Genomic DNA, 23119 nt, shown 5'->3' with positions numbered 1-23119 from the left:
TCGGGCATTTCTTTACGGCTGCTCCATGAAGGGGCGGGCTTCCGTCTCTGCGTCGGTGAATGCACCGGCCGACGCATCCTTCCCCCGAGGAAACCATGTTCATTTTTCGCATGAAGTCGCTTGCGGCTAAGCTTATCCTCATTACTGGCATCTCGATTGCACTTGTCCTTCTCGTTTCCAACTTCTTCCTGATCGGCGAGACGCGCAGCCGCGTCCAGACGCTGACGATGGACCAGGCAAACCTTGAGGCGAAGTCGATCGCCAACGAAGTCGCCTCTTCCGTCGGCGAACTCGCCGGCGCGGCGCGCTCGATGGCCGGCACGATCAGCCGTGGTCATGAAGGCAAGTATCTCGACCGCAAGTCGGTCGTCGACATGCTGAAGGCCAACGTTGAACGCAACCAGTTCGCATTCGGCAGCTGGTTTGCCGAGGAGCCGAACGCCTTCGACGGCCAGTCGCCGACGATGGCCGGCAAGGTCGATTTCGGCTCCGCCAAGGATGGCACATTCAACCCCTATTGGACGAAGAAGAAGGATGGTGGCTTCACCTTCTCGACCTTCGATTCCGACTACAAGGCCGAATGGTACTCCCTCGCCGCGCAGAGCAAGAAGGGCGCGCTTTCGCCGCCTTACGCCGAGACGACGACCGGCGAGAACACCGCGATGACCTCGATCGCATATCCCGTCATGTCCGGCGGCAAGCTGGTCGGTGTCAGCGGCGTCGATATTTCGCTGAAGTCGCTGCGCGACAAGCTCTCGACACTGCACCCGTTCGGCACCGGCCGCGTCACCCTGCTGTCTCAGACGGGCAAGTGGATCGTCGCGCCGAAGGCCGATCTCTCCATGAAGGACTACGACGGCGAAGGCCTCGCTTCGGTCAAGAACGCGCTGACCTCGCTCCAGCCTGCCGTCGTCAAGGATCTTACTTTCGATGGGTTTGAGCCCTTCGATCGCGTCGTTTATCCTTTCGCACTGCCTGACGTGAACGCCAGCTGGGTGATTCTCGTCGATGTGCCGCACAGCGCCATCAACGCTCCGGTTCAGGACCAGACCTTCATGATGGTCGTGGCCGGCATCCTCGTTCTCGCTGCCGTCATGGTCGCTCTCTATCTCGCGGTCCGTTCTCTGGTTCAGCTGCCGCTCGGCGGCCTTGTCTCCAGCGTGCGTGCTCTGAGCGAGGGACGCTACGAGCAGCCGGTGAAGGGCCAGGATCGCGCCGATGAAATCGGCTCAGTGGCGAAGGCCCTGGAAGGTTTCCGTTTCGCGCTTGCCAATACACAGCGCCTCGAGGTCGAAGCCAACAACCAGCGCGACGCAGCTGAAGCCGAACGCGGCCGCTCGGAATCCGAACGTCTACAGTCGGTAAACCTGCAGCGCCACATCGTTTCGATCGTCGGTTCTGGCTTGTCCGAGCTGTCGCAAGGCAATCTCAGCCACCGCATCAGCGAGGACTTCCCCGGTGAGTATGCTAAGCTGAAGCAGGACTTCAACGCGGCTCTCGCAAGCCTCGAGGAAACGATCAACACGATGAACATGAGCGTCGTGAACATCGGATCCGGCACCAGCGAAATCAGCGGCAGCGCCTCCGATCTCGCCAAGCGCACCGAGCAGCAGGCAGCCAGCCTGGAAGAGACCGCAGCGGCCCTCAACGAGCTGACCGCGCAGGTCAACTCCAGCGCCGAGAACGCTCGGACCGCGGCCGACAACGTCAACCATGCCTGCGAGGATGCCGAGAAGTCCGGCGAAGTGGTTCGCAAGGCTATCGCCTCCATGCGTGGCATCGAGCAGTCCTCGACCGAGGTCTCGCGCATCATCGGCGTCATCGACGATATCGCGTTCCAGACCAACCTGCTGGCGCTCAACGCCGGCGTCGAGGCTGCGCGCGCAGGCGAAGCAGGCAAGGGCTTTGCAGTCGTCGCGCAGGAAGTTCGCGAGCTTGCACAGCGTTCCGCAAATGCCGCCAAGGAGATCAAGACGCTAATCAACACCTCCGCCTCCCAGGTGAAGGATGGTGTGGATCTCGTCGGACGTGCGGGCGATACGCTGCACAAGATCTCCGAGCAGGTCATGGGCATCAACAGCCTGATCCGCGAGATTTCCGCCTCCGCCAGCGAACAGGCGATCGGCCTCAAGGAAATCAACCAGGCCATGAACCAGATGGACCAGGTGACGCAGCAGAACGCGGCGATGGTCGAAGAAACCACCGCAGCCAGCGTGACCCTGAACGACGAAGCCCAAACGTTGAAGCAACTGGTCATGCGGTTCCGCATCGCCGGCTCCGGCAACGGTGCGGCTCTGCGCTCCACAGCTCAGCAGATGCGGGCACCAACAGCCTCGGCGCCGAGCTACCAGCGGGCAGCTGCACCGGCACCCCGCCGTCCGGCCGTCGCCCAGACGCATGGCAACGCGGCGCTTGCACAGGACAACTGGGAAGAGTTCTGATCCGGTCGCTACTGAATAAAAAAGAGGCGCCCGATCGCTCGGGCGCCTCTTTTCTATTAAACTTGCCTGTTATCAGGCGGCGTTCGACGTCTGCTCTTCGTTGAGGAAGGCATAGATCGCTGATGCGGAATCGGTCGCGCGCAGCTTGGCGACGAGATCGTGGTCACGCAGCACGCGCGCTATGCGTGACAGCGCCTTCAGATGGTCTGCACCAGCACCTTCCGGCGCCAGAAGCAAAAACACTAGATCGACGGGCTGGTCATCCAGTGCCTCGAAATCGACCGGCTGATCGAGTCGCGCAAAAATCCCGACGATGGAATGGATGCTTGCCAGTTTGCCGTGGGGGATCGCAATGCCGTTGCCCACACCGGTCGAGCCAAGCCGCTCGCGCTGCAGGACAACGTCGAAAATCTCGCGCTCGGAAAGCCCGGTCACCTTGGATGCCTTGGCCGCCAATTCCTGGAGAAGTTGCTTCTTGGAATTTACTTTGAGTGCGGGAATGATCGCATTTTGCTGCAGCAGATCTGCCAATGCCATTTCTTCTTCCTTTTGCGCCGAGAACCGGGGGAGCGGCAGGCTGTCTGCCGCCCCTCGCCTCAATCTCAGCCTTTGATGTTGGCTGCGTCTATCCAGCCAATGTTGCCGTCGTGCCGACGGTAAACGATGTTAAGTTGGTCGTTGCCGGGGCTGCGGAACAGCAGCAGCGGCTCATCCGTCATATCGAGCGCCATCACGGCGGTCGCAACGGACATGGTCTTCAATTGCTTCGTGCTTTCCGCCACGATGGCTGGCGCAAAGTCATCGGGAACCTCATCCTCGTGATCCGGCACGGCGTCCATGACGGTGTAGGCAACCTCTGCAAAACCATTCGAATGGTTGCCCGCATGATGATCCTTGAGTTTCCTCTTGTACCGGCGAAGCCGCTTCTCGATTCTCGAGAAGGCAGCGTCAAACGCCGGCTGCGGATCCATTGCTTCTCCGGCGGCATGCAGAACGACACCGCTATCGAGGTGAAGCTTGCAATCTGCGGAAAAGCGGACGTTAGATTTCTCGACGATTACCTGGCCAGAATACCCTCCGTCGAAGTATTTCGTGACGGCTACATCTATTTGGTCCTCGATCCGCTGACGGAAGGAGTCACCAATTTCCATATGTTTACCGGCTACACGCACACTCATGGAGTTTCCCTTCTTATGGTGTTTGCGAGTACCAGTTTACGCCAAGGCTCATCCTCATCCAAGCACTTCACGCGATCCCGAGCAAGATCGGCCGAAGTTCTCGGCTGCGCCCGCCCTGAGGATGATGGGGATAACCTCTAACGCTGCCGACAGCGTCGATCGCGGCGGCTTCTATCCAGAAGTTACCAAAAAGTCAACAAGAGCTCATTTTACGCAGGAATACGCGTACAAAACGCGGTGCCGGACCCTCAGAAACCGGCGACCTTCGCCAAGGCCCGCTTCTCCCGCCGACGTTGGACGGATGAAGCAATATTCATGGCTTCACGATATTTCGCTACCGTACGGCGAGCAAGCTCGATGCCACTCTTCTTCAGGATATCCACGATATCGTCGTCCGAGAGGACGGCATCCGGGCTCTCCTGCATGATCAGGATCCGGATCTTGTGGCGGACCGCCTCGGCGGAATGACTGTCGCCGCCTTCCACGGCACCGATGGAAACCGTGAAGAAGTATTTGAGTTCGAACAGACCGCGCGGCGTCAGCATGTATTTGTTGGAGGTTACCCGGCTGACGGTGGACTCATGCATCTTGATCGCGTCGGCGATCGTCTTCAAATTCAGCGGACGGAGATGATCGACGCCGTGAAGCAGGAAGGCATCCTGCTGCCGGACGATCTCGCTCGCCACCTTTATGATCGTCTTCGCACGCTGGTCTAGGCTGCGCGTCAGCCAGTTGGCGCTCTGCAGACATTCTGAGAGGAAGGCATAATCCTGGCCGTTCTTGGTTACATTGGCGAAATAGGACTGATTGACGAGAACGCGGGGCAAGGTATCCGGATTGAGCTCCACCAGCCAGCCGCCGATCGAATCCGCCCTGACGACGACATCAGGCATGATCGCCTCGGATACACCCGCCTCGAAGCCGCTGCCGGGCTTCGGGTTGAGCTGGCGGATTTCTGTCAGCATATCGAGGAGATCCTCCTCGTCGACGCCGCAGAGCCGCTTCAGCGCCGCGAAATCCCGCCGCGCAAGCAGCTCGAGGTTGCCGACAAACGCCTGCATCGCGGGGTCGTAACGATCCTTCTGGCGCAACTGTATCGCAAGGCACTCCGCGAGGTTGCGGGCAAAGACGCCCGGCGGATCGAGCGTCTGAAGGGCGGCAAGCACGCGCTCCGTGTCCGCGGCATCGCATCCGAGGCGCTCGGCTGCTTCCTTCAGGTCTCCCTGAAGATAGCCCGCCTCATCGAGTTGATCGACGAGATGCTGCGCAATCAGGCGGTCATTCATCTCTGGCAAAACGAAAGGCAACTGCTGGCCGAGATAGTCTCGAAGGGACACCTGGCCGGCGACGAAATCATCGAGGTCGTAGGATTCGGCGGCATCGCCAGCTCCCGGCATCGACTTCCACTGGCTGATGAGTTCTGGCGCATCGGCCCGTTGCGGCGCCGCGTCGTCCTGGAAGACATTGCTGTAGTTTGCATCGAGCTCGTCGCTCATTCGACCGGCGCCGGCGCCATCCGACCTATCTGACCAGTCATCTGAAAGAACTTCGGCCCGGCGATCATAGTCTTCATCGCCGCCCGGCTCTTCGATGCCGCGGGCGAAGGCATCGTCCTCGATCCGATCGCTGCCCGTTTCCGCGTCATTTGACGGAAACTCGAGCAACGGGTTCTTCTCAACTTCCTGCGCGATGAACTGGTTCAGCTCGAAATGGGTCATCTGCAACAGCTGGATCGACTGCATCAGCTGCGGCGTCATGACCAGAGACTGGCTTTGGCGCAGGAAAAGGTTGGCCGAAAGTGCCATAGCGGACGCGAAACTCCCGTTCATTTCCTCCGGGAAATCGTGCCCAAAAATTTGGGAGCGGGCCACGAAAACCAAGTTGGCCCAAAAATTGCTTTTTTATCTTATTTGGTCAAGCGGTAGTGTGACGGTAAGGTGAATTTCCGTCACAACCGGGCGTTCCTAGAGGCTGAAGTTATCGCCCAGGTAAAGCCGGCGAACCTCCGGGTTATTGACGATGTCGTTGGCACGACCATGCGTCAATACTTCGCCTGCATGGATGATGTAGGCGCGGTCGATCAAGCCCAACGTCTCGCGAACGTTGTGATCGGTGATCAAAACGCCAATGCCGCGCGCGGTCAGGTGGTGAACGAGGTTCTGAATATCGGCAACGGAAATCGGATCGACGCCGGCGAAGGGCTCGTCGAGGAGCATGAACGTCGGATCGGTTGCCAGGGCGCGCGCGATTTCGAGGCGCCGACGCTCGCCGCCCGACAACGACACGGCCGCGCTCTTGCGGAGCTTGCGGATATGGAATTCGTCCAGCAGTTCGTCGAGCTTCTTTTCCCGCGCCGCCTTGTCCTTGATATGCACTTCGAGGACGGCGCGAATGTTTTCTTCCACCGTCAGACCACGGAAGATCGACGCTTCCTGCGGCAGATAGCCGACGCCAAGGCGCGACCGACGATACATCGGCATCGTCGTAACATCGTTGCCGTCAATCTCGATGGTGCCCTCATCAACCGGAACAAGGCCGGTGATCATGTAGAAGCACGTCGTCTTGCCGGCACCGTTCGGCCCGAGCAACCCGACAGCTTCGCCGCGACGAACGACGAGTGAGACACCATTGACGACGCGTCGCGTGCTGTAGGTCTTGGTCAGACCGCGCGCGATCAGCGTGCCCTGATAACGGCTCTTGTCCGTGGTTGCGGCATCAGCCGCAGCCTGCGAACCAGTCTTGCCGAACTTGGTCGATAGCGAGAATAATTTCACGTGGTAATGCCGGGGTCAGTTCTTTTTCTGTGATTTCGGATCAAGCTGAATTTGGACGCGCCCCCCGCAGCTGTCCAATTGCGCCTGTCCGGTCGCCATATGCACCGTCAACTGACAACCGGTGAAGACATTCGGTCCGTCTGACAGCACGACCTTCTCACCCTTCAGGATGAAAAGCTGCTTCGCCATGTCGAAGGATCCGTTGTCGGCCGTCGCGGTCTGCGTTCCGGAGCTCAGGAACACCTTGTCGGTGACGATGATGTGGTCGATGTCGGCACTGCCCGATGCGATGGAGGTCGATGCCTGCTTGTCGTCGGCGGCCGACGCCTTGGATGCGCCATTCGCGTCGGCGTTCGCGGCATCGCCCTTCGCCTTGTAATACACCGTCATGTGACCGGCCTGCAGGGTCGTCGCCCCCTGGACAACCTTGACGTTGCCGGTGAAGTCGGCCGTGTGTTCCTGATCGTGGATTTCCAGCTTGTCGCTTTCGATCTGGATCGGTTCATCCCGGTTGAGTTTCAGACCGTTCATCTGGCTGGTCGTTGCCTGAGCCAGCGCACCGCCCGCCAAAAGCATCAGTGCGAGCGCACCGTTAAAGAATACTGCGCCCGACTTGCGGGTGGAAATGCGACAATAGTTTGCCATTAGGAACCCGGCTGGTTAAGTGCCCTGTTTGTGAATAGCGGACGGATCAACATTCATTCGAACATTCCCCTCGAATGTGATCGTCCGCCCCTTATCTGTCATCTTGAGCGAGCGCGCAACAACTGATGCGCCGTCTTTTTGGATCTCGACGGCATCATTGGTCGTAAGCTTGCCACCTTTGATATCGACCTGAGCGGTTTGGAACTTCGCGGAAAGGCCATTGCTCAAAAGAATGGTGAATGGCGACTTGACGTTGAGGTTGTCAGTCGCGCGGTCGTAATCGGCCGTCGTTGCCTCGACTCGAGCGATGAGATCATCGCGAATAGGAACGGCAGCCTTGATGGTTTCGAGCGTTATGAGATTGGGATTCTTGATATCCTGCAGCGCGCGCTCGGCCAGCATGGAATAGTTGATGCCATCGGAGTTGCGGCCCGAGATCGCCGGCTTCTCCATCACGACCTTGCCGTCCTTGATCTTGGCACCCTCGATCTTGATGTTCTCGGGCAGATAGGTGCGGATGATTGAAACGCCGATGAAGGCGAGCGACACGATCACGGCGGCCACAGGCAGCAGCACCTTCAGCCGGCGAACTCTGGCCGAGTGAAACCGCGCGTCGCCATAGGCGCTCCTTGCGGGCTTCGCATAGGCAGCCTGTCCGCCGTTGTTCAGTGTATTGAGCATAAGTAGGGTCCGTTGCAGTGATCGGCAGGCTTATATAGGGAGCGCGTCTGCAGATCACAGTTCGTTTCGCATTATTACACCGACTTGCCAATATGGATTTTTTTCTGCAACAAGCAAGAAAAGCATGAAATTAGCCACAAAAGCATTTCCGCGCGCCTGGTGAACTCTAGATTGACGGGGTTGCCTGAGGCTTGCCGATTCGGAGGAATGAATGGACAGTTCGATGATCGCAGACCGCCGGCGACTGCGGCGCAAGGTTGGGTTCTGGCGCGTGATCGCGGTTCTGCTGCTCCTGGCGCTCGGTTTCGTCGCATATCGGTTCTTTGCCGAAGACGTCGGCTTGGAACGCCCGCACATCGCCCATGTGACGATCTCCGGCCTGATCACCGACGACAACGAGTTGCTGGAGCGGCTCGGCAAGATCGAGAAGAACGATGCGGTGAAGGCGGTCGTGGTCTCGATTTCGTCTCCGGGTGGAACGACCTATGGCGGCGAACGGATCTTCAAGGCGATCCGCGCCATCGCGGCCAAGAAGCCCGTCGTCTCGGACGTACGCACGCTCGCGGCATCGGCCGGCTACATGATCGCCACGGCCGGCGACATGATCATCGCCGGCGACAGTTCGATCACGGGCTCGATCGGGGTGATATTCCAGTATCCGCAGGTCAAGCCGCTGCTCGACAAGATCGGCGTCTCGCTCGAGGAGATCAAGTCCTCGCCGCTGAAGGCCGAGCCGTCGCCGTTCCATCCCGCCAGCGAAGAGGCCAAGGCGATGATCAATTCGATGATCGTCGACAGCTACGGCTGGTTCGTCGATCTCGTGGCCGACCGACGCAAGCTTCCGCGCGAGGAAGTGCTGAAACTCGCGGACGGCACGATCTTCACGGGCCGGCAAGCACTGAAAGTAAAGCTGATCGACAAGATCGGCGGCGACGACGAAATCCGTGCCTATCTGGCAACGCGGAATGTCAAGAAAGACCTGCCCGAAGTCGACTGGGACAAGAAGAGCACGACGCCGTTCCTGCTCGCCGGCGCCGCATCCCAAATCCTCACACTCCTGGGTTACGGCGATCTTGCCCGTAGCCAGGACCTCACCGGAATTCTGCCGCAGAAGTTGCTCCTTGACGGGCTCCTTTCAGTTTGGCAGGTTGGCAATGATAGATAAGAAATCAATAATTTAAGGGGGCAACTGTGATCAAGTCCGAACTGGTGCAGATAGTTGCGGCACGCAACCCGCATCTTTATCACCGCGACGTCGAAAATATCGTCAACGCGGTCCTCGACGAGATCACAGATGCACTCGCGGCAGGCAACCGCGTGGAGCTGCGCGGCTTCGGCGCGTTCTCCGTCAAGAACCGTCCGTCGCGATCCGGCCGCAACCCGCGTACCGGCGATACCGTCTTCGTCGAGGAGAAGTGGGTGCCGTTCTTCAAGACCGGCAAGGAACTGCGCGAACGTCTGAACCCAGGACAGGCGGATCAGGACGACTGATCGGGTTTCTCCACCAAAGCGACATCGCACTTGAACTTCCGCCGGCTCCGCTTATCCTGATATGCACCATCGCACGCCGCGGTGAATGACAGCATACGGAGACAGCACAATGACGAAGAAAATCATCAACCTTCTGATTTTGCTGCCTCTTGGCATCATTCTGGTCATCTTCTGCGTCGCCAACCGGCAGAGCGTGTCGCTGGCCTTCAACCCCTTCCGGCCGGAAGATCAGGTGCTCTCGCTTTCCGCACCACTCTTCGTTTTCCTGTTCATCGCGCTGATCATCGGCATGTTCGTCGGCGCCGCCGCCACATGGCTCGGGCAGGGAAAGCATCGCAAGCGCGCCCGCAACGAGGCGAAGGAAGCCGTCCGCTGGCAGACGGAAGCCGGACACCACAAATCGCGCGCCGAGGAAATCGCCGGGCAGCTGCCGTCGCGGTAGCGCGCCGCAACCTGTGCCGAAAACGCCTGTTTCTCCAGAAGGACCATCTCCGAACTGACCTGATGTCGCCTGAATTAGGCTAAAGGCCACTTGCAGCCATAGACCTGCCTTCATAGCTATACGCGATACAGTTAGTGCGTGCGCATTTGCCGGGCCGACATTCTGCCTTGCGAGGATGAAACCATGGATATCGACGACATTCTGCGGTCTGTTGTGGCCGTTCGCTCCTCAATCCCCGAAGACGCCTTTACGGCGGACACGCTCGGCACGCGCCGGGAAGGAAGCGGCGTGGTCATCCGCTCATCGGGCCTCGTGCTGACGATCGGGTACCTGATCACCGAGGCCGACGAAGTCTGGCTGACAACGCTCGATGGCCGCGTGATCGCCGCCCATCCCCTCGCCTACGACCAGGAGACCGGGTTTGGCCTGCTGCAGGCTCTCGGCGATCTTGCTCTGCCGGCGCTCGAGTTCGGTGACGGCATCGGCGCGAACCTCGGAGACCCGGTGGTGCTGGCCGATGGCATCGGCCAGTTCGTCGAGGCCCGGATCGTCGCGAAGCAGGAGTTTGCCGGGTATTGGGAATACCTGCTGGACGAGGCGATTTTCACGACACCTGCGCATCCGTCGTGGGGAGGTGCTGCCCTCGTCGATGCCGATGGGAAGCTGTTGGGCATCGGCTCCCTGCGCCTGCAGATGAGCCAGAACGACGAAGTTGCCGACATCAACATGATCGTGCCGATCAACCTTCTGCCGCCCATCCTCGACGATCTCCTGACCCGCGGGCAGGTCAACAAGCCCGCTCGCCCCTGGCTCGGTGCCTTCTCCGCCGAGAGCAACGGCGACGTCATCGTCATGAGCGTCGCCGATGGCAGCCCGGCCGATGACGCTGGCCTTCGCAGAGGCGACATCATCTCCGAAATAAGAGATGGCGAAGTGGACGGGCTTGCCGACTTCTACCGCAAGATCTGGAGCAGCGGATCCGCCGGCGCTGAAATTCCAATAAGAGTCTTGCGTGACGGACGCGAGGCCTGGCTGCGGATCAGATCGGCCGATCGCAACAGCTACCTGAAGAAGCCGCAGTTGCAGTAGGCCTGCTAGCCGGCGGGAAAGAAGCTCATCTCGTCATACATGCCTTCGGCGGACTTGCCGTTTCCTGTAACGACGAACCCGTTGGCCAGATAGAATGCCTTTGCCCGCCTGTTCTGGACCAGGCATTTCAATCGGTACTTCTGGTGCGGCCAATCGGGAAGCGCTCGCAGAAGAGCGCCACCCGCTCCACGCGACTGCCAGGGACCGGCCACGTAGAGCATGTGGATGAAATCATCCGGCGGCCAAAGCGAGATGAACCCGGCGACTTCGCCTGCGGGCGTCTCGGCCACCCAGATGATTTCTCCCTGAGTCTGCGTGAAGAAATCGCCATGCCGGAACGCCAGCGGATCGACCCACGAAAATGCCTGTCGTCGAACAGCGAGATAGAGATCGGCCAACGGTTCCCGATCGGATGCATTGGCAGGCCTAACTATCCACTGCATGACCTGCCTGACCGAGCAATCTGCTCGCGCTATTCCGCCGCCGCAACGCTGACAGCGGCATTGAAATCCGAAAAGAACTGCTGTGCGAGCTTCGTCGACGTCGAGTCGATCAATCGCGCGCCGAGCTGAGCGATCTTGCCGCCGACCTGGGCTTTCGCCTCATACTGCAGAATGGTCTCGCCGCCGTCCTCCTTGAGAACGACATCGGCGCCGCCCTTGGCAAAGCCCGCGATACCACCCTTGCCTTCACCTGAAATGGTGTAGCTTTCCGGGGCGTTGATGTTGGATAGCGTCACCTCGCCGTTGAAGGTCGCCGAGACCGGGCCGATCTTGATCTTCACGACAGCGGCAAGCTCGGTCGGTGATTTCATCTCCAGGCTTTGACAGCCCGGGATACATTTCTTCAAAATCTCGGGATCGTTCAACGCGGCCCATACGACATCCCGAGGCGCCATAATCCGTTCTTCGCCGGTCAAGTCCATCCGAAATCCTCCCATTTCGACCTGGCTCGATTTATCACAGCCGGAAAGCGCTTTGCCAAGGTGAAACGGAATGCTATTTGCACGAGTTCCATCGAATTGAAGCACGCGGAAAATCACGTTGAGACAAAAAGAACGCCGGCCAGGCCAGAAATCCGCCGCCGGCCCCTCTGGCGGGCGCCGCGCCGACGATCGTGGCCAGCAGCCGACAAGACCCGCCGCCAAGCCTGCGCCGGCTCGTGAGAAGATGCGCGAACCGGCATCGGTACCGACGGCGATCGATCGACCGCTGATGGAGCGCACCGGCGAGCGCCCGGCAGAACGCGTACCCGTCATCCTCGAATCCCTTGGCGCAGGCGACTTTCATCTGATCGACAGCGGCAATGGCGAGAAGCTGGAGCAATACGGCCCCTACCGGATCGTGCGCCCCGAGGGCCAGGCGCTGTGGCAGCCTTCCCTGCCGAAACAGGTCTGGGAAAAAGTCGATTCTGTCTTCACCGGTGATACCGACGAGGAAGGAACCGGGCGCTGGCGCTTTCCCAAGGAAGCGCTTGGCGAGACTTGGCCGCTGAACCTGCTCGGCGTCGATTTCTTTGGCCGTTTCACCTCCTTCCGCCACGTCGGCGTGTTTCCCGAGCAGATCGTCCACTGGACATGGATGAAGCAGCAGGTCGAGACTGCAGGGCGACCGCTGAAGGTGCTGAACCTCTTCGGCTACACCGGTGTCGCCTCCCTCGTCGCAGCAGCGGCGGGAGCCGAAGTCACCCATGTCGACGCCTCGAAGAAGGCGATCGGTTGGGCGCGTGAGAACCAGGCGCTGAGCCGGCTGGAGAAAGCGCCGATCCGCTGGATCTGCGAAGACGCGATGAAGTTCATCCAGCGCGAGGAACGCCGCGGCAACAAGTACGACATCATCCTCACCGATCCGCCGAAATTCGGCCGCGGACCCAATGGCGAGGTCTGGCACCTTTTCGAACATCTGCCTGTCATGCTCGACATCTGCCGCGAGATCCTGTCGCCGAAGGCGGTCGGACTTGTGCTGACCGCCTATTCGATCCGCGCCAGCTTCTATTCGATCCATGAACTGATGCGCGAGACGATGCGCGGGGCCGGCGGTGTCGTCGAGTCGGGCGAGCTCGTCATCCGCGAGGCCGGGCTGGACGGCAAGGCGCCGGGCCGGGCGCTCTCCACATCACTCTTCTCCCGCTGGGTGCCGAAATGAGCCATGAACACAAGGGCCATGGCCCGCATAAGGTCGGGCATGTGAAAGAGGTCACCTCGCTCGCCAATCCTATTATCAAGGATATCAAGGCGCTCAGCGACAAGAAGACGCGCGAGCAGAGCGGCACCTTCATGGCCGAAGGCCTGAAGCTCGTCATCGATGCGATCGAGCTCGGCTGGACGATCCGCACGCTTGTCTATGCCAAGGCTGCCAAGGGCAAGCCGCTGGTCGAGCAGATGGCGGCGCGAACCGTCGCATCGGGCGGGCTGGTCCTCGAGGTCAGCGAGAAAGTGCTTTCCGCGATCACCCGCCGCGACAATCCGCAGATGGTCGTCGGCATCTTCGAGAGCCGCTGGAAGCCACTGCGCGAAATCCACCCGAAGCAGGGCGAGACATGGATTGCCCTTGATCGGGTGCGCGACCCCGGCAATCTCGGCACGATCATCCGCACCGCCGATGCAGCCGGCGCCTCCGGCGTCATTCTCGTCGGCGAAACAACCGATCCCTTCTCGCTGGAAACGGTGCGCGCCACTATGGGCTCAGTGTTTGCCGTTCCCGTTGCCCGTGCCACGGCGGATGAATTCGTTGCCTGGAAGAAGCACGCCGGCGTTTCGGTCGTCGCCACACATCTAGCGGGTTCCGTCGACTACCGGACGATCGACTACAAGAAGAAGCCGGTGGTGATCCTGATGGGCAACGAGCAATCAGGGCTGCCGGAGCATCTTGCCAAGGAAGCCGACGCGCTTGCCCGCATTCCGCAGCAGGGCCGCGCCGACTCGCTCAATCTTGCCGTCGCCAGCGCCGTCATGCTGTTCGAGGCACGCCGCCATCTCCTCTCACTCGACGAGGCCAAATGACCGATCAGACGCTAGAACGACCGACCCTGTTTGCCCGGCCGCTGCCAATCCTGATCTTCATCGTCATTGCTGTCGTGCTCGACCAGATCGTCAAGATCGTCGTCGACCACACCTTGCCACTGCAGGAGCCGGTGCATCTTATCCCGATGCTGGCGCTCTACCGGACCTACAATCTCGGCGTCGCCTTCTCGATGCTTTCGGGCATGGACGGCTGGTTCATCGTCGGAATGCGCCTCATCATCGTCGCCTTCGTCATCTGGCTTTGGCATCGGACCGGCAAGCAGCGCACCTTCGCCCATCTTGGCTATGCGCTGATCATATCAGGTGCGCTCGGCAACCTGATCGACCGGTTCCTCTATGGGCACGTCATCGACTACATCCTGTTTCATACCGAGACATGGTCGTTCGCCGTCTTCAACCTGGCCGACAGTTTCATCACAATCGGCGCGGGATGCGTGATTCTTGACGAGCTAATACAACCTAAAAAAGCGGATACCTAAAGTTTTAGCAGTTTGCTGAAGCTATTTGGAACGGCCGGCGTGCTAATCCGATCCACATGGTCGGTCTGGGTCACTTGCAGCAAAAGCTGGCGAACGCCTTTGGCGCATATGCGGCACGTCATAGCGACGCTGCGGCGGAACGGTCGCTTGCGCCCTTCGGTTCAGCCGACATCACCTTCTCCAGTTCAACGCCCACGGGGCGGAAGCTGCTGACGCATTGGCTCGGCGGCGCAGGCTTGGTGGCTTCGGTCGTTCTCCTTGCCCTTGCCTATGCAGGCGGCGTCCTGCTCTTTCTGATCGGCGTTGGCACGATCATCGTGGCGTCCATTCTTGCGGCCGTCGTCTTCTCGACCCGGCGACGCGTCGCCCGCGGCACCTCAGGCCGCCGAAACCTGACGGCCGGCGGCGGGACAGAGCTCTTTGCGAACGTCCATGACGCGCTTGGCGACATTACCGTAACGAGGACGATGGATCGCCGGATCATCGCAGCGAACGAGACCTTTCGCCAGCTTACCGGGCGATCGGCGCCCGAAGGGCAGACCTGCGAGGAAATAGGCGTCGCCTTTCGACCGGGAACCGAGCCCCACTGCTACGACGTCGAAATCTCCACGCCGCAAGGTCAGCGTATCTTCCTGTGGCGTGACGTGGTCGTTCGCGACGCCGATGGCGGGCGCCTGCTCCTCCACAGCATCGCGCGGGATGTCACCGACGAACGGCTTGCCGCCCAGGCTCGCGAACATGCTCGCCAGAAAGCCGAGTACAACAGCGCCGCCAAATCGCGGCTGCTGGCAACCGTCAGCCATGAACTGCGCACGCCTCTCTCAGGCATTCTCGGGATGACGCACCTCTTGAGCGAGACGCGGCAATCCCTCGAGCAGCAGAGCTACCTCAACGGCATCCGCCAATCCGGCGATGCATTGACGCAGCTCGTCGAGGACCTCCTGGATTTCTCGACGATCGAAGTCGGCCGCTTCCAGCTTCGCCCCCGTGCCGAGTCGCTGCGCAAGCTTCTGGAAAGCGTCGTCGAGATGCTCGCCTATCGTGCCCACGAGAAAGGGATCGAGATCGGCGCGACGGTCTCGTCCGATGTGCCTGACCTGATGAACTTCGACCCCGCGCGCCTGCGGCAGGTGCTCTTCAACGTCATCGGCAATGCCGTGAAATTCACGCAGGCCGGCGGCGTCTTCATCCGTGCCTCAAAGCAAGCCGACGAATTGCTGATCACCGTGACCGACACAGGTCCCGGAATGACCGAAGAGGAACAATCGCGGATCTTCGGCGAGTTCGAACAGGGAGGCACGATGGCGGACAGAAGCACTGGCACCGGGCTTGGTCTCGCGATCTCCTCGCGTATCATGCGCGAATTCGGCGGCGCACTCAGCGTCGCCAGCGAACAGGGTCTCGGCAGCGAGTTCAGCATCCGCTTCACCGTCGCGCCTGATGACGCCAAGCAGCCGCGGCGCGATGCGATGCTTGCCGGCAACATGGTTCTGCTGCTTGCGCCGGCAGGCGCGGCAAGAATGGCCATCTCTGAAACCATCACCACGCTCGGGGGCATCTGCCATTTCGCGGAAGACGGCAGCACGGCTCGTCAGACACTGCTCGAGATGGCCGGCATTGGTCGCAGACCTACCGACATCATCGTCGATCACCGCATGTCCGGTGAGTTTGCCGCCCACCTTGCGGACCGTGCGGATATCGCGGGGCTGGGTCTCAGAAAGATCCTTCTGGTGAACCCGGAGGAGCGCAACGCGCATTCCCTCGATCTCTTCGATGCCTGGTTGATCCGTCCGCTGCGCGAACAGTCGCTGATCGACGTCCTGCGCGGCCGCATGCGCGGTATGGAAAAGCGCGACGCCCTCAACGACAACCAGCCGGGCTTCAGCGCCATCGTTCCGGATACCGGCGATCATGGCGGCCTGAAGATCCTTCTGGCCGAAGACGACCCGATCAACGCGATGCTGATTCGCGCCATGCTCGACAAGGCCGGTCACAGCGTCCAGCACGTGACGCATTTCGAAGCCTTGCTTGATGGTGCACTTGCCGAAGGGGCACGCCCCGACATCATCATCAGCGATCTTTCCATGCCCGGCGGTGACGGCATCGAAATGATTGGCCGGCTACGCGGACATGAGCGCCGTCTCGATCTGCCATCCGTGCCTATTATCGTTCTGACCGCCGACAAACGCGATGATTCACGGCGCCAAGTCTTGCTGAACGGCGCAAACCGCGTCATGTTGAAGCCCGTAGATCCGATAAGACTTCTGACGGAAGTCCAAGCAGTAGCTGCCCTTTCCGCACGACGTGCGGAGGCGAAATAGTCGTCAACAACCCTTGCATTTGCTGCGTAGCAGGGGGTTTAAAATGTCACTTTCCTGTCGCATATAAGTGTTTTATGGCGTGTCAAAAGCCGGCAATGAAAGAGTCGCCATGTCAGTAGACATCATCAACCGTGACGCAGTCGCCGAGGCTTCGCACGCTTCCCGGGCACCCGCGCCAAAGGAAAGCGACGTTTTCGGACGCATCGGAAATCTCGAAACGCGTCTCGCCCGCACCCCGAGCGAAATCGACGCTGCACAGGCTGTCCGCTACCGAGTTTTCGTCGAAGAAATGCAGGCGCAACTGCCGGCGGAAGCCATGCGCCGCAAGCGAGACGTCGATGCCTACGACGCTTTCTGCGACCACCTTTTGGTGCTCGACCGCTCGATCGAGGGCGACAGCGAGGACCAGATCGTCGGAACCTATCGGTTGCTGCGGCAGGACGTCGCCATGGCGAACGGTGGCTTTTACTCGGCTTCGGAATTCGTGATCGACGAGCTGCTTGCCCGCCACCCGGATAAGCGCTTCATGGAACTTGGCCGCTCCTGCGTTCTGCCCGACTACCGCACCAAGCGGATCGTCGAACTGCTCTGGCAGGGCAACTGGGCCTATGCGCTGAAGCACGGCATGAGCGCCATGTTCGGATGCGCATCCTTCCCGGGCGTCCATCCGGAAAGCCATGCGCTGGCTCTTTCCTTCCTGCATCACAACGTTGTCGCCAAGGACGAATGGGCAGTCAACGCTCTTCCGCACCTGGCGCGCGACATGGACCTGATGCCTGCTGAAGCAGTCAATCCGAAGCGGGCGCTGATGGCGCTGCCGCCGCTGATCAAGGGTTATCTCCGCCTCGGCGCCATGGTCGGCTCGACCGCCGTGGTCGACAAGGCCTTCAACACGACGGACGTCCTGATCGTTCTGCCGATCTCCAGCATTTCCGATCGTTACCTGAACTATTACGGCGCCGACGCCGGACGGTTCGCGAGCTGATTTTTCATTGATGTAACTGAGACGGAGCGGGAGGCAGCCTCCCGCTCCTTTTCTATGTCACGATCCAGCCGTGTAGGCCGCGATGGCGGCCATGTTGACAATGTCGGAATCCTTCGCGCCCATCGAGGTGATCTGGACGGCCTTGTCGACACCCACGAGGATGGGGCCGATGACGGTGGAGCCGCCGAGTTCCTGCAGCATCTTGGTCGATATCGAAGCCGAGTGGAACGCCGGCATGACCAGCACGTTGGCCGGTCCCGACAGGCGGCAGAACGGATATTGCTCCATCACCTTGCGGTTCAGCGCCACATCAGCGGCCATCTCCCCGTCGTACTCGAAATCGAGGCGGCGCTTGTCGAGGATCTTTACGGCCTCACGCACGCGCTCGGAACGCTCGCCCGACGGATGGCCGAAGGTCGAATAGGCAAGCATCGCAACGCGCGGCTGGTAGCCCATACGGCGCGCGAAGCCGGCTGCCTCGACGGCGATATCGGCCAGTTCCTCGGCATTCGGCATATCGTGAACCGCCGTGTCGGCAACGAACACCGTGCGGCCGCGGCAGAGCGCAATGGATACGCCGATGACCCTGTGACCCGGCTTCATGTCGATACAACGGCGCACGTCTTCGAGTGCCGTCGAATAGTTGCGGGTGATGCCGGTGACCATGCCATCGGCATCGCCGAGCGCCACCATGCAGGCCGCAAAGTGATTGCGGTCATTGTGGATCAGGCGTTGGGCATCGCGGTGCAAGTAGCCTTTGCGCTGCAGCCGCGCATAGAGATAGTCGGTATAGGCTTCCACCCGCGTCGAGATGCGCGCGTTGACGATCTCGAGCCCCGGCCGATTGAGATCGATGCCGGCGCGCTCGGCGGTCTGGCGGATCAGGTCTTCGCGCCCAAGCAGGATCGCCGTGCCGAGCTCCTGGTTTGCGTAGGACATTGCCGCACGCATGACCTGCTCTTCCTCAGCTTCAGCAAAGACCACCCGCTTCGGGCGGCGCCGAACGCGTTCGTAGAGGCTTGCCAGCGTCGAGGCGATCGGATCGCGACGGGCGGAAAGCTCGCGGGCATAGGCTGCCATGTCGGATATCGGCTTGCGGGCGACGCCGCTGTCGATCGCTGCCTGTGCCACGGCAACCGGGATCGCCGAGATCAGGCGCGGATCGAACGGCACCGGAATGATGTATTGCGCGCCGAAGCGCGGACGATTGCCCTGATAGGCGGCAACCACATCATCCGGCACATCCTCGCGTGCGAGGTTTGCCAGCGCCTGCACGGCGGCGATCTTCATTGCATCGTTGATCGTGGTGGCACGAACGTCCAGCGCGCCACGGAAGATGTAGGGGAAACCGAGGACGTTGTTGACCTGGTTCGGATAGTCTGAGCGACCGGTTGCCATGATGGCGTCGTCGCGGATGCGGGCAACCTCTTCCGGGGTGATCTCCGGATCGGGATTGGCCATCGCGAAGATGATCGGGCGGTCAGCCATCGAGCGGATCATCTTCTCGGCAAAGGCGCCCTTCTGCGAAAGACCGAAGACAACGTCGGCGCCCTTCATGGCCTCCTCGAGTGTGCGCGCCTTGGTCTTGACCGCATGCGCCGACTTCCACTGGTTCATGCCTTCGGTGCGGCCCTGGTAGATCACACCCTTGGTGTCGCAAAGGACGATATTCTCGGGCGCGAAGCCCATCGCCTTGATGAGTTCGACGCAAGCGATGGCAGCGGCACCGGCGCCGTTGCAGACGAGCTTCGTCGTCTTCAGGTCGCGACCGGTCAGTTCCAGTGCGTTGATGAGACCGGCGGCCGCGATGATCGCCGTACCGTGCTGGTCGTCGTGGAAAACCGGAATGTCCATCAGCTCGCGCAGGCGCTGCTCGATGATGAAACAGTCGGGCGCCTTGATGTCCTCGAGGTTGATGCCGCCGAAGGACGGGCCGAGGAAACGGACGCAGTTGATGAATTCGTCGACATTCTCGGTATCGACCTCGAGATCGATGGAGTCGACGTCGGCAAAGCGCTTGAAGAGCACCGACTTGCCTTCCATCACCGGCTTCGAGGCCAGTGCGCCGAGATTGCCGAGACCGAGGATCGCCGTACCGTTGGAGATGACCGCGACCATGTTGCCGCGGGTCGTGTAATCATAGGCGGTGGCAGGATCGGCGGCGATTGCCTTCACCGGAACGGCAACGCCCGGCGAATAGGCGAGCGACAGGTCGCGCTGCGTCGCCATCGGCTTGGTGGCGTTGATCTCCAGCTTTCCGGGCCGCCCCATGGCGTGGAACTCAAGAGCCTCGTTGTCCGTCACTGATGTAACCGGCCGCTGCTTCTTCTCGGTATCGGGCATTTTTCCTCCAACGTCTTGTGGGTGACGCCTTGCTCTTCCTCAATCGCAGTTGTCATCTATAGCGACGGGCGGCTAGGGTTGGCACCTCTTTTTTGGAAAAAATGCATCTCCGTGAACGAACGAATAGACACTGGAATGGAAGCCTTTTCGGCCGCAGAGCTGGCCACGGAAGAAAGCCGTGCCTCGGCAACGCCGATGATGGAGCAATTCATCGAGATCAAGGCCAACAACCCTGACTCGCTGCTGTTCTATCGTATGGGCGATTTCTACGAGCTGTTCTTCGAGGACGCGCTCGACGCTTCGCGCGCGCTCGGCATCACGCTGACCAAGCGTGGCCAGCACATGGGGCAGGATATTCCGATGTGCGGCGTGCCGGTTCATGCGGCCGACGATTATCTTCAGAGGCTGATCTCGCTCGGTTTCCGGGTTGCTGTCTGCGAGCAGGTCGAGGATCCCGCCGAAGCCAAGAAGCGTGGCTCGAAGTCGGTGGTGAAGCGCGACGTCGTCCGCCTCGTGACCCCAGGCACGATCACCGAGGAAAAGCTGCTTTCGCCATCGGAATCAAACTATCTGATGGCGCTTACCCGGATTCGCGCCGGCGCCGAGCCTGTGCTGGCGCTTGCCTGGATCGACATTTCGACCGGGATTTTCCGGCTGGCCGAGACCGAAAACTCGCGGCTGCTTGCCGATATCCTGCGCATCGACCCGCGTGAACTGATCGTGCCGGATACGATCTTTCACGATCCCGAGCTGAAGCCCGTCTTCGACGTTCTGGGTCGCACCGCCGTTCCACAACCATCCGTCCTTTTCGACAGCGCCACCGCCGAGGGCCGGGTCGCTCGCTATTTCAATGTCTCGACGCTTGATGGCTTCGGTACCTTCTCGCGCGCCGAGCTTGCGGCGGCGGCTGCCGCCGTCGCCTATGTCGAGAAAACGCAGATCGCCGAGCGGCCGCCACTCGGACGACCGGAGCGCGAGAGCGGCGCGTCGACGCTGTTCATCGATCCTGCCACCCGCGCCAACCTCGAACTTGCCCGCACGCTGTCAGGCGATCGCAACGGCTCGCTGCTGAGGGCGATCGACCGCACGGTCACGGGCGGCGGTGCACGATTGCTGGCCGAACGGCTGATGTCGCCGCAGACCGATCCCGTCCGCATCAACGAGCGGCTGGATTCGATCGGCTTCCTGATGGAGGAGCCTGCGCTGTCAGGCGACCTGCGCCACCATCTCAAGCATGTTCCGGATATGCCGCGCGCGCTTTCGCGCCTGGCGCTCGATCGTGGCGGGCCGCGCGACCTCGCCGCCATCCGCCATGGTCTGAACGCTGCGGGCGATGTCGCCCGGCTGTTGTCCGAAGCGCTGCTGCCGGAAGAGCTGCAGCTTGCGCTTGCGAGTCTTCAGGCACTTCCCTCCAATCTCGTAGCGCTGCTTTTCGAGACACTCGGCGACGAGTTGCCCCTGCTGAAACGCGACGGCGGCTTCCTTCGCGACGGCGCCAATGCCGAACTCGATGAGGTCAGGGCGCTTCGCGACCAGTCGCGCCGCGTGATTGCCGGCCTGCAGCTGCAATATGCCGAGGAAACCGGCATCAAATCGCTGAAGATCAAGCACAACAACGTCCTCGGCTACTTCATCGAGGTCACTGCCGGCAATGCCGGACCGATGACCGATACGCCGGAGGCGAAGGGCCGCTTCATCCACCGCCAGACGATGGCGAACGCGATGCGGTTCACCACCACCGAGCTTGCCGATCTGGAAAGCCGGATCGCCAACGCCGCCGACAAGGCGCTCGCGATCGAACTGGCGGCCTTCGACCGCATGACCTCAGCCGTCGTCGCCGAGGCCGAGGCAATCAAGGCCGGCGCGCGCGCGCTCGCCGTCATCGACGTTGCCGCCGGCCTTGCGCTGCTTGCAGACGAGCAGGCCTATTGCCGGCCGCTGGTCGACGGCTCGAAGATGTTTGCGATCGAAGGCGGACGTCACCCGGTTGTCGAGCAGGCGCTGCGCCGGCAATCATCCGGTCCGTTCGTCGCCAACAACTGCGATCTGTCGCCTGTTGCCGACGGCAAGGATGGCGCGATCTGGCTGCTGACCGGCCCGAACATGGGCGGTAAGTCGACCTTCCTGCGACAGAACGCGCTGATTGCGATCCTCGCCCAGATGGGTTCGTTCGTGCCGGCCACATCAGCCCATATCGGCATCGTCGATCGGCTGTTCTCGCGTGTCGGCGCCTCCGACGATCTCGCGCGCGGCCGCTCGACCTTCATGGTCGAGATGGTCGAAACGGCGGCGATCCTCAACCAGGCGACCGATCGCTCACTGGTCATCCTCGACGAGATCGGCCGCGGTACCGCGACCTTCGATGGCCTCTCCATCGCCTGGGCCTCCGTCGAGCATCTGCACGAAGCCAATCGATGCCGCGGCCTCTTCGCCACCCATTTCCACGAACTGACGGTGCTTTCGGAGAAGCTTGCGCGGCTATCGAACGCGACGATGCGGGTGAAGGAATGGGACGGCGACGTGATCTTCCTGCACGAAGTCGGCCCCGGTGCTGCCGACCGCTCCTACGGCATCCAGGTCGCCCGGCTTGCCGGCCTCCCGGCCTCGGTGGTGGCGCGCGCCCGCGACGTGCTGACCCGTCTCGAGGACGCCGACCGGAAGAACCCGGCGAGCCAGCTCATCGACGATCTGCCGCTTTTCCAGGTGGCGGTCCGCCGCGAGGATACCAATCGCGGCGCCTCGAAGGTGGAAGAGACTTTGAAGGGCATGAGCCTCGACGACATGACGCCGCGCGAAGCGATGGATGCGCTCTACGACCTCAAGAAAAAGCTGAAGCAGGGCTGATCGATGTTCATGGACCGGCTGTTCAACGAGACCCAGAGGCTAGCGGCCATCTTCAGCGCGCTTGAAGCGCTGCGACTTGCAGACGAGCACGGTACGCCGCGCGGCTGGGCGTCGCCGTTCGGCCTGCTGCACATTATCCGTTGCTGCGCCAGAATTCTGGAGCTTGCGACGTCCGTCGCCAAGGCGGGCTACCGCGAGTGCGACCAAGAGACGCTGGAGGCAATCACCAGCGAGACACGTCAGGTGCTCTATTCCGTGCAGGCCCAGATCGCTGCCTGATTGGCCGATGTCGCCGCTTTCACGCGCCACATCACCTTTTCGCCAAAATTAAAGGTTCTGCAGTATGAAAGCCCGTGTCATCGGCGGGCAAAGAGGCTATAGCGC

21 protein-coding genes are annotated in these 23119 nt (G+C 61.0%); 12 read left to right on the top strand and 9 right to left on the bottom strand.

Going from position 1 to position 23119, the window contains the following annotated elements; all coding sequences use genetic code 11:
- Positions 1-95 precede the first annotated feature (95 nt).
- Positions 96-2441 carry a methyl-accepting chemotaxis protein gene (locus tag ASE04_RS11620; protein WP_056816927.1) on the top strand — a complete coding sequence of 782 codons (2346 nt, stop codon included), beginning with the start codon at positions 96-98 and terminating at the stop codon, positions 2439-2441.
- Between the two features lie 72 nt (positions 2442-2513).
- Here the strand turns inward: ASE04_RS11620 and ptsN are convergent, their stop codons facing one another.
- The 6 genes from ptsN to lptC all read right to left on the bottom strand — a co-directional run bounded on the left by ptsN (position 2514) and on the right by lptC (position 7719).
- Positions 2514-2978, bottom strand: a complete 465-nt coding sequence (gene ptsN / locus ASE04_RS11615; RefSeq protein ID WP_056816923.1) for a PTS IIA-like nitrogen regulatory protein PtsN — start codon at positions 2976-2978, stop codon at positions 2514-2516.
- Positions 2979-3043: 65 nt separating this feature from the next.
- Positions 3044-3619 (bottom strand): ribosome hibernation-promoting factor, HPF/YfiA family, encoded by a 576-nt coding sequence (gene hpf / locus ASE04_RS11610; protein ID WP_056816918.1) that lies wholly within the window; start codon positions 3617-3619, stop codon positions 3044-3046.
- A 248-nt stretch (positions 3620-3867) separates the two neighbouring features.
- Positions 3868-5424, bottom strand: a complete 1557-nt coding sequence (gene rpoN, locus ASE04_RS11605) for an RNA polymerase factor sigma-54 (protein ID WP_056816914.1) — start codon at positions 5422-5424, stop codon at positions 3868-3870.
- Positions 5425-5583: 159 nt separating this feature from the next.
- Positions 5584-6393, bottom strand: coding sequence for an LPS export ABC transporter ATP-binding protein (gene lptB, locus ASE04_RS11600; protein WP_056816910.1), 810 nt, complete (start codon positions 6391-6393; stop codon positions 5584-5586).
- Positions 6394-6408: 15 nt separating this feature from the next.
- Positions 6409-7038, bottom strand: coding sequence for an LptA/OstA family protein (locus ASE04_RS11595; protein WP_056816906.1), 630 nt, complete (start codon positions 7036-7038; stop codon positions 6409-6411).
- A 15-nt stretch (positions 7039-7053) separates the two neighbouring features.
- The gene (gene lptC / locus ASE04_RS11590; protein WP_056816903.1) at positions 7054-7719 is read right to left on the bottom strand and encodes an LPS export ABC transporter periplasmic protein LptC; all 666 of its coding nucleotides are present in this window, start codon (positions 7717-7719) and stop codon (positions 7054-7056) included.
- A gap of 211 nt (positions 7720-7930) precedes the next feature.
- Here lptC and sppA point away from each other — a divergent pair, with 211 nt between their 5' ends.
- From sppA to ASE04_RS11570, 4 genes are all read left to right on the top strand, one after another.
- A complete protein-coding gene (gene sppA / locus ASE04_RS11585) occupies positions 7931-8884 on the top strand; it encodes a signal peptide peptidase SppA (RefSeq protein WP_056816899.1) in 954 nt (317 codons plus the stop codon).
- A 26-nt stretch (positions 8885-8910) separates the two neighbouring features.
- Positions 8911-9210, top strand: coding sequence for an integration host factor subunit beta (locus tag ASE04_RS11580; protein WP_018898213.1), 300 nt, complete (start codon positions 8911-8913; stop codon positions 9208-9210).
- A 109-nt stretch (positions 9211-9319) separates the two neighbouring features.
- Positions 9320-9652, top strand: a complete 333-nt coding sequence (locus ASE04_RS11575; RefSeq protein WP_056816896.1) for a LapA family protein — start codon at positions 9320-9322, stop codon at positions 9650-9652.
- Positions 9653-9835: 183 nt separating this feature from the next.
- Positions 9836-10741 (top strand): S1C family serine protease, encoded by a 906-nt coding sequence (locus ASE04_RS11570; RefSeq protein ID WP_056816893.1) that lies wholly within the window; start codon positions 9836-9838, stop codon positions 10739-10741.
- A gap of 5 nt (positions 10742-10746) precedes the next feature.
- Here the strand turns inward: ASE04_RS11570 and ASE04_RS11565 are convergent, their stop codons facing one another.
- Positions 10747-11184 (bottom strand): GNAT family N-acetyltransferase, encoded by a 438-nt coding sequence (locus ASE04_RS11565; RefSeq protein WP_056816890.1) that lies wholly within the window; start codon positions 11182-11184, stop codon positions 10747-10749.
- Positions 11185-11213: 29 nt separating this feature from the next.
- Positions 11214-11666 carry an SRPBCC family protein gene (locus ASE04_RS11560; RefSeq protein ID WP_056816887.1) on the bottom strand — a complete coding sequence of 151 codons (453 nt, stop codon included), beginning with the start codon at positions 11664-11666 and terminating at the stop codon, positions 11214-11216.
- 118 nt (positions 11667-11784) lie between these two features.
- On the opposite strand from ASE04_RS11560, the gene ASE04_RS11555 reads away from it, so the two are divergent.
- The 5 genes from ASE04_RS11555 (at position 11785) to ASE04_RS11535 (ending at position 17548) form a co-directional block, all read left to right on the top strand.
- Entirely contained in the window at positions 11785-12885 is a 1101-nt protein-coding gene (locus ASE04_RS11555) for a class I SAM-dependent methyltransferase (protein WP_056816884.1), read from the top strand.
- The gene (locus tag ASE04_RS11550) at positions 12882-13742 is read left to right on the top strand and encodes a TrmH family RNA methyltransferase (RefSeq protein ID WP_056816881.1); all 861 of its coding nucleotides are present in this window, start codon (positions 12882-12884) and stop codon (positions 13740-13742) included. Before ASE04_RS11555 ends, ASE04_RS11550 begins: the two co-directional genes overlap by 4 nt.
- Positions 13739-14242 carry a signal peptidase II gene (gene lspA, locus ASE04_RS11545; RefSeq protein ID WP_056816879.1) on the top strand — a complete coding sequence of 168 codons (504 nt, stop codon included), beginning with the start codon at positions 13739-13741 and terminating at the stop codon, positions 14240-14242. The genes ASE04_RS11550 and lspA overlap by 4 nt, the downstream gene beginning before the upstream one ends.
- Before the next feature lie 56 nt (positions 14243-14298).
- Positions 14299-16563 carry an ATP-binding response regulator gene (locus ASE04_RS11540; protein ID WP_056816875.1) on the top strand — a complete coding sequence of 755 codons (2265 nt, stop codon included), beginning with the start codon at positions 14299-14301 and terminating at the stop codon, positions 16561-16563.
- A 109-nt stretch (positions 16564-16672) separates the two neighbouring features.
- The gene (locus ASE04_RS11535; protein ID WP_056816871.1) at positions 16673-17548 is read left to right on the top strand and encodes a GNAT family N-acetyltransferase; all 876 of its coding nucleotides are present in this window, start codon (positions 16673-16675) and stop codon (positions 17546-17548) included.
- Between the two features lie 57 nt (positions 17549-17605).
- Here the strand turns inward: ASE04_RS11535 and ASE04_RS11530 are convergent, their stop codons facing one another.
- Positions 17606-19891, bottom strand: coding sequence for an NADP-dependent malic enzyme (locus tag ASE04_RS11530; protein ID WP_056816868.1), 2286 nt, complete (start codon positions 19889-19891; stop codon positions 17606-17608).
- A 111-nt stretch (positions 19892-20002) separates the two neighbouring features.
- Between ASE04_RS11530 and mutS the strand changes: the two genes are divergently transcribed.
- The gene (gene mutS / locus ASE04_RS11525) at positions 20003-22735 is read left to right on the top strand and encodes a DNA mismatch repair protein MutS (protein WP_056816864.1); all 2733 of its coding nucleotides are present in this window, start codon (positions 20003-20005) and stop codon (positions 22733-22735) included.
- 3 nt (positions 22736-22738) lie between these two features.
- Positions 22739-23014, top strand: a complete 276-nt coding sequence (locus ASE04_RS11520) for a hypothetical protein (protein ID WP_056816859.1) — start codon at positions 22739-22741, stop codon at positions 23012-23014.
- The last annotated feature ends 105 nt before the right edge of the window (positions 23015-23119 follow it).

This window comes from Rhizobium sp. Root708, assembly GCF_001429725.1.
In the GTDB taxonomy this organism is placed as follows: domain Bacteria; phylum Pseudomonadota; class Alphaproteobacteria; order Rhizobiales; family Rhizobiaceae; genus Rhizobium.
This window is presented reverse-complemented; position numbering and strand designations above follow the sequence as displayed.

What these genes read in the sequence shown, in the direction of transcription:
- ASE04_RS11620 (WP_056816927.1), top strand. Translation starts at nt 96, where the DNA reads ATGTTCATTTTTCGCATGAAGTCGCTTGCGGCTAAGCTTATCCTCATT.
- ptsN (WP_056816923.1), bottom strand. Translation starts at nt 2,978, where the DNA reads ATGGCATTGGCAGATCTGCTGCAGCAAAATGCGATCATTCCCGCACTC.
- hpf (WP_056816918.1), bottom strand. Translation starts at nt 3,619, where the DNA reads ATGAGTGTGCGTGTAGCCGGTAAACATATGGAAATTGGTGACTCCTTC.
- rpoN (WP_056816914.1), bottom strand. Translation starts at nt 5,424, where the DNA reads ATGGCACTTTCGGCCAACCTTTTCCTGCGCCAAAGCCAGTCTCTGGTC.
- ASE04_RS11595 (WP_056816906.1), bottom strand. Translation starts at nt 7,038, where the DNA reads ATGGCAAACTATTGTCGCATTTCCACCCGCAAGTCGGGCGCAGTATTC.
- lptC (WP_056816903.1), bottom strand. Translation starts at nt 7,719, where the DNA reads ATGCTCAATACACTGAACAACGGCGGACAGGCTGCCTATGCGAAGCCC.
- sppA (WP_056816899.1), top strand. Translation starts at nt 7,931, where the DNA reads ATGGACAGTTCGATGATCGCAGACCGCCGGCGACTGCGGCGCAAGGTT.
- ASE04_RS11575 (WP_056816896.1), top strand. Translation starts at nt 9,320, where the DNA reads ATGACGAAGAAAATCATCAACCTTCTGATTTTGCTGCCTCTTGGCATC.
- ASE04_RS11570 (WP_056816893.1), top strand. Translation starts at nt 9,836, where the DNA reads ATGGATATCGACGACATTCTGCGGTCTGTTGTGGCCGTTCGCTCCTCA.
- ASE04_RS11565 (WP_056816890.1), bottom strand. Translation starts at nt 11,184, where the DNA reads ATGCAGTGGATAGTTAGGCCTGCCAATGCATCCGATCGGGAACCGTTG.
- ASE04_RS11560 (WP_056816887.1), bottom strand. Translation starts at nt 11,666, where the DNA reads ATGGACTTGACCGGCGAAGAACGGATTATGGCGCCTCGGGATGTCGTA.
- ASE04_RS11550 (WP_056816881.1), top strand. Translation starts at nt 12,882, where the DNA reads ATGAGCCATGAACACAAGGGCCATGGCCCGCATAAGGTCGGGCATGTG.
- lspA (WP_056816879.1), top strand. Translation starts at nt 13,739, where the DNA reads ATGACCGATCAGACGCTAGAACGACCGACCCTGTTTGCCCGGCCGCTG.
- ASE04_RS11540 (WP_056816875.1), top strand. Translation starts at nt 14,299, where the DNA reads ATGGTCGGTCTGGGTCACTTGCAGCAAAAGCTGGCGAACGCCTTTGGC.
- ASE04_RS11535 (WP_056816871.1), top strand. Translation starts at nt 16,673, where the DNA reads ATGTCAGTAGACATCATCAACCGTGACGCAGTCGCCGAGGCTTCGCAC.
- ASE04_RS11530 (WP_056816868.1), bottom strand. Translation starts at nt 19,891, where the DNA reads ATGCCCGATACCGAGAAGAAGCAGCGGCCGGTTACATCAGTGACGGAC.
- ASE04_RS11520 (WP_056816859.1), top strand. Translation starts at nt 22,739, where the DNA reads ATGTTCATGGACCGGCTGTTCAACGAGACCCAGAGGCTAGCGGCCATC.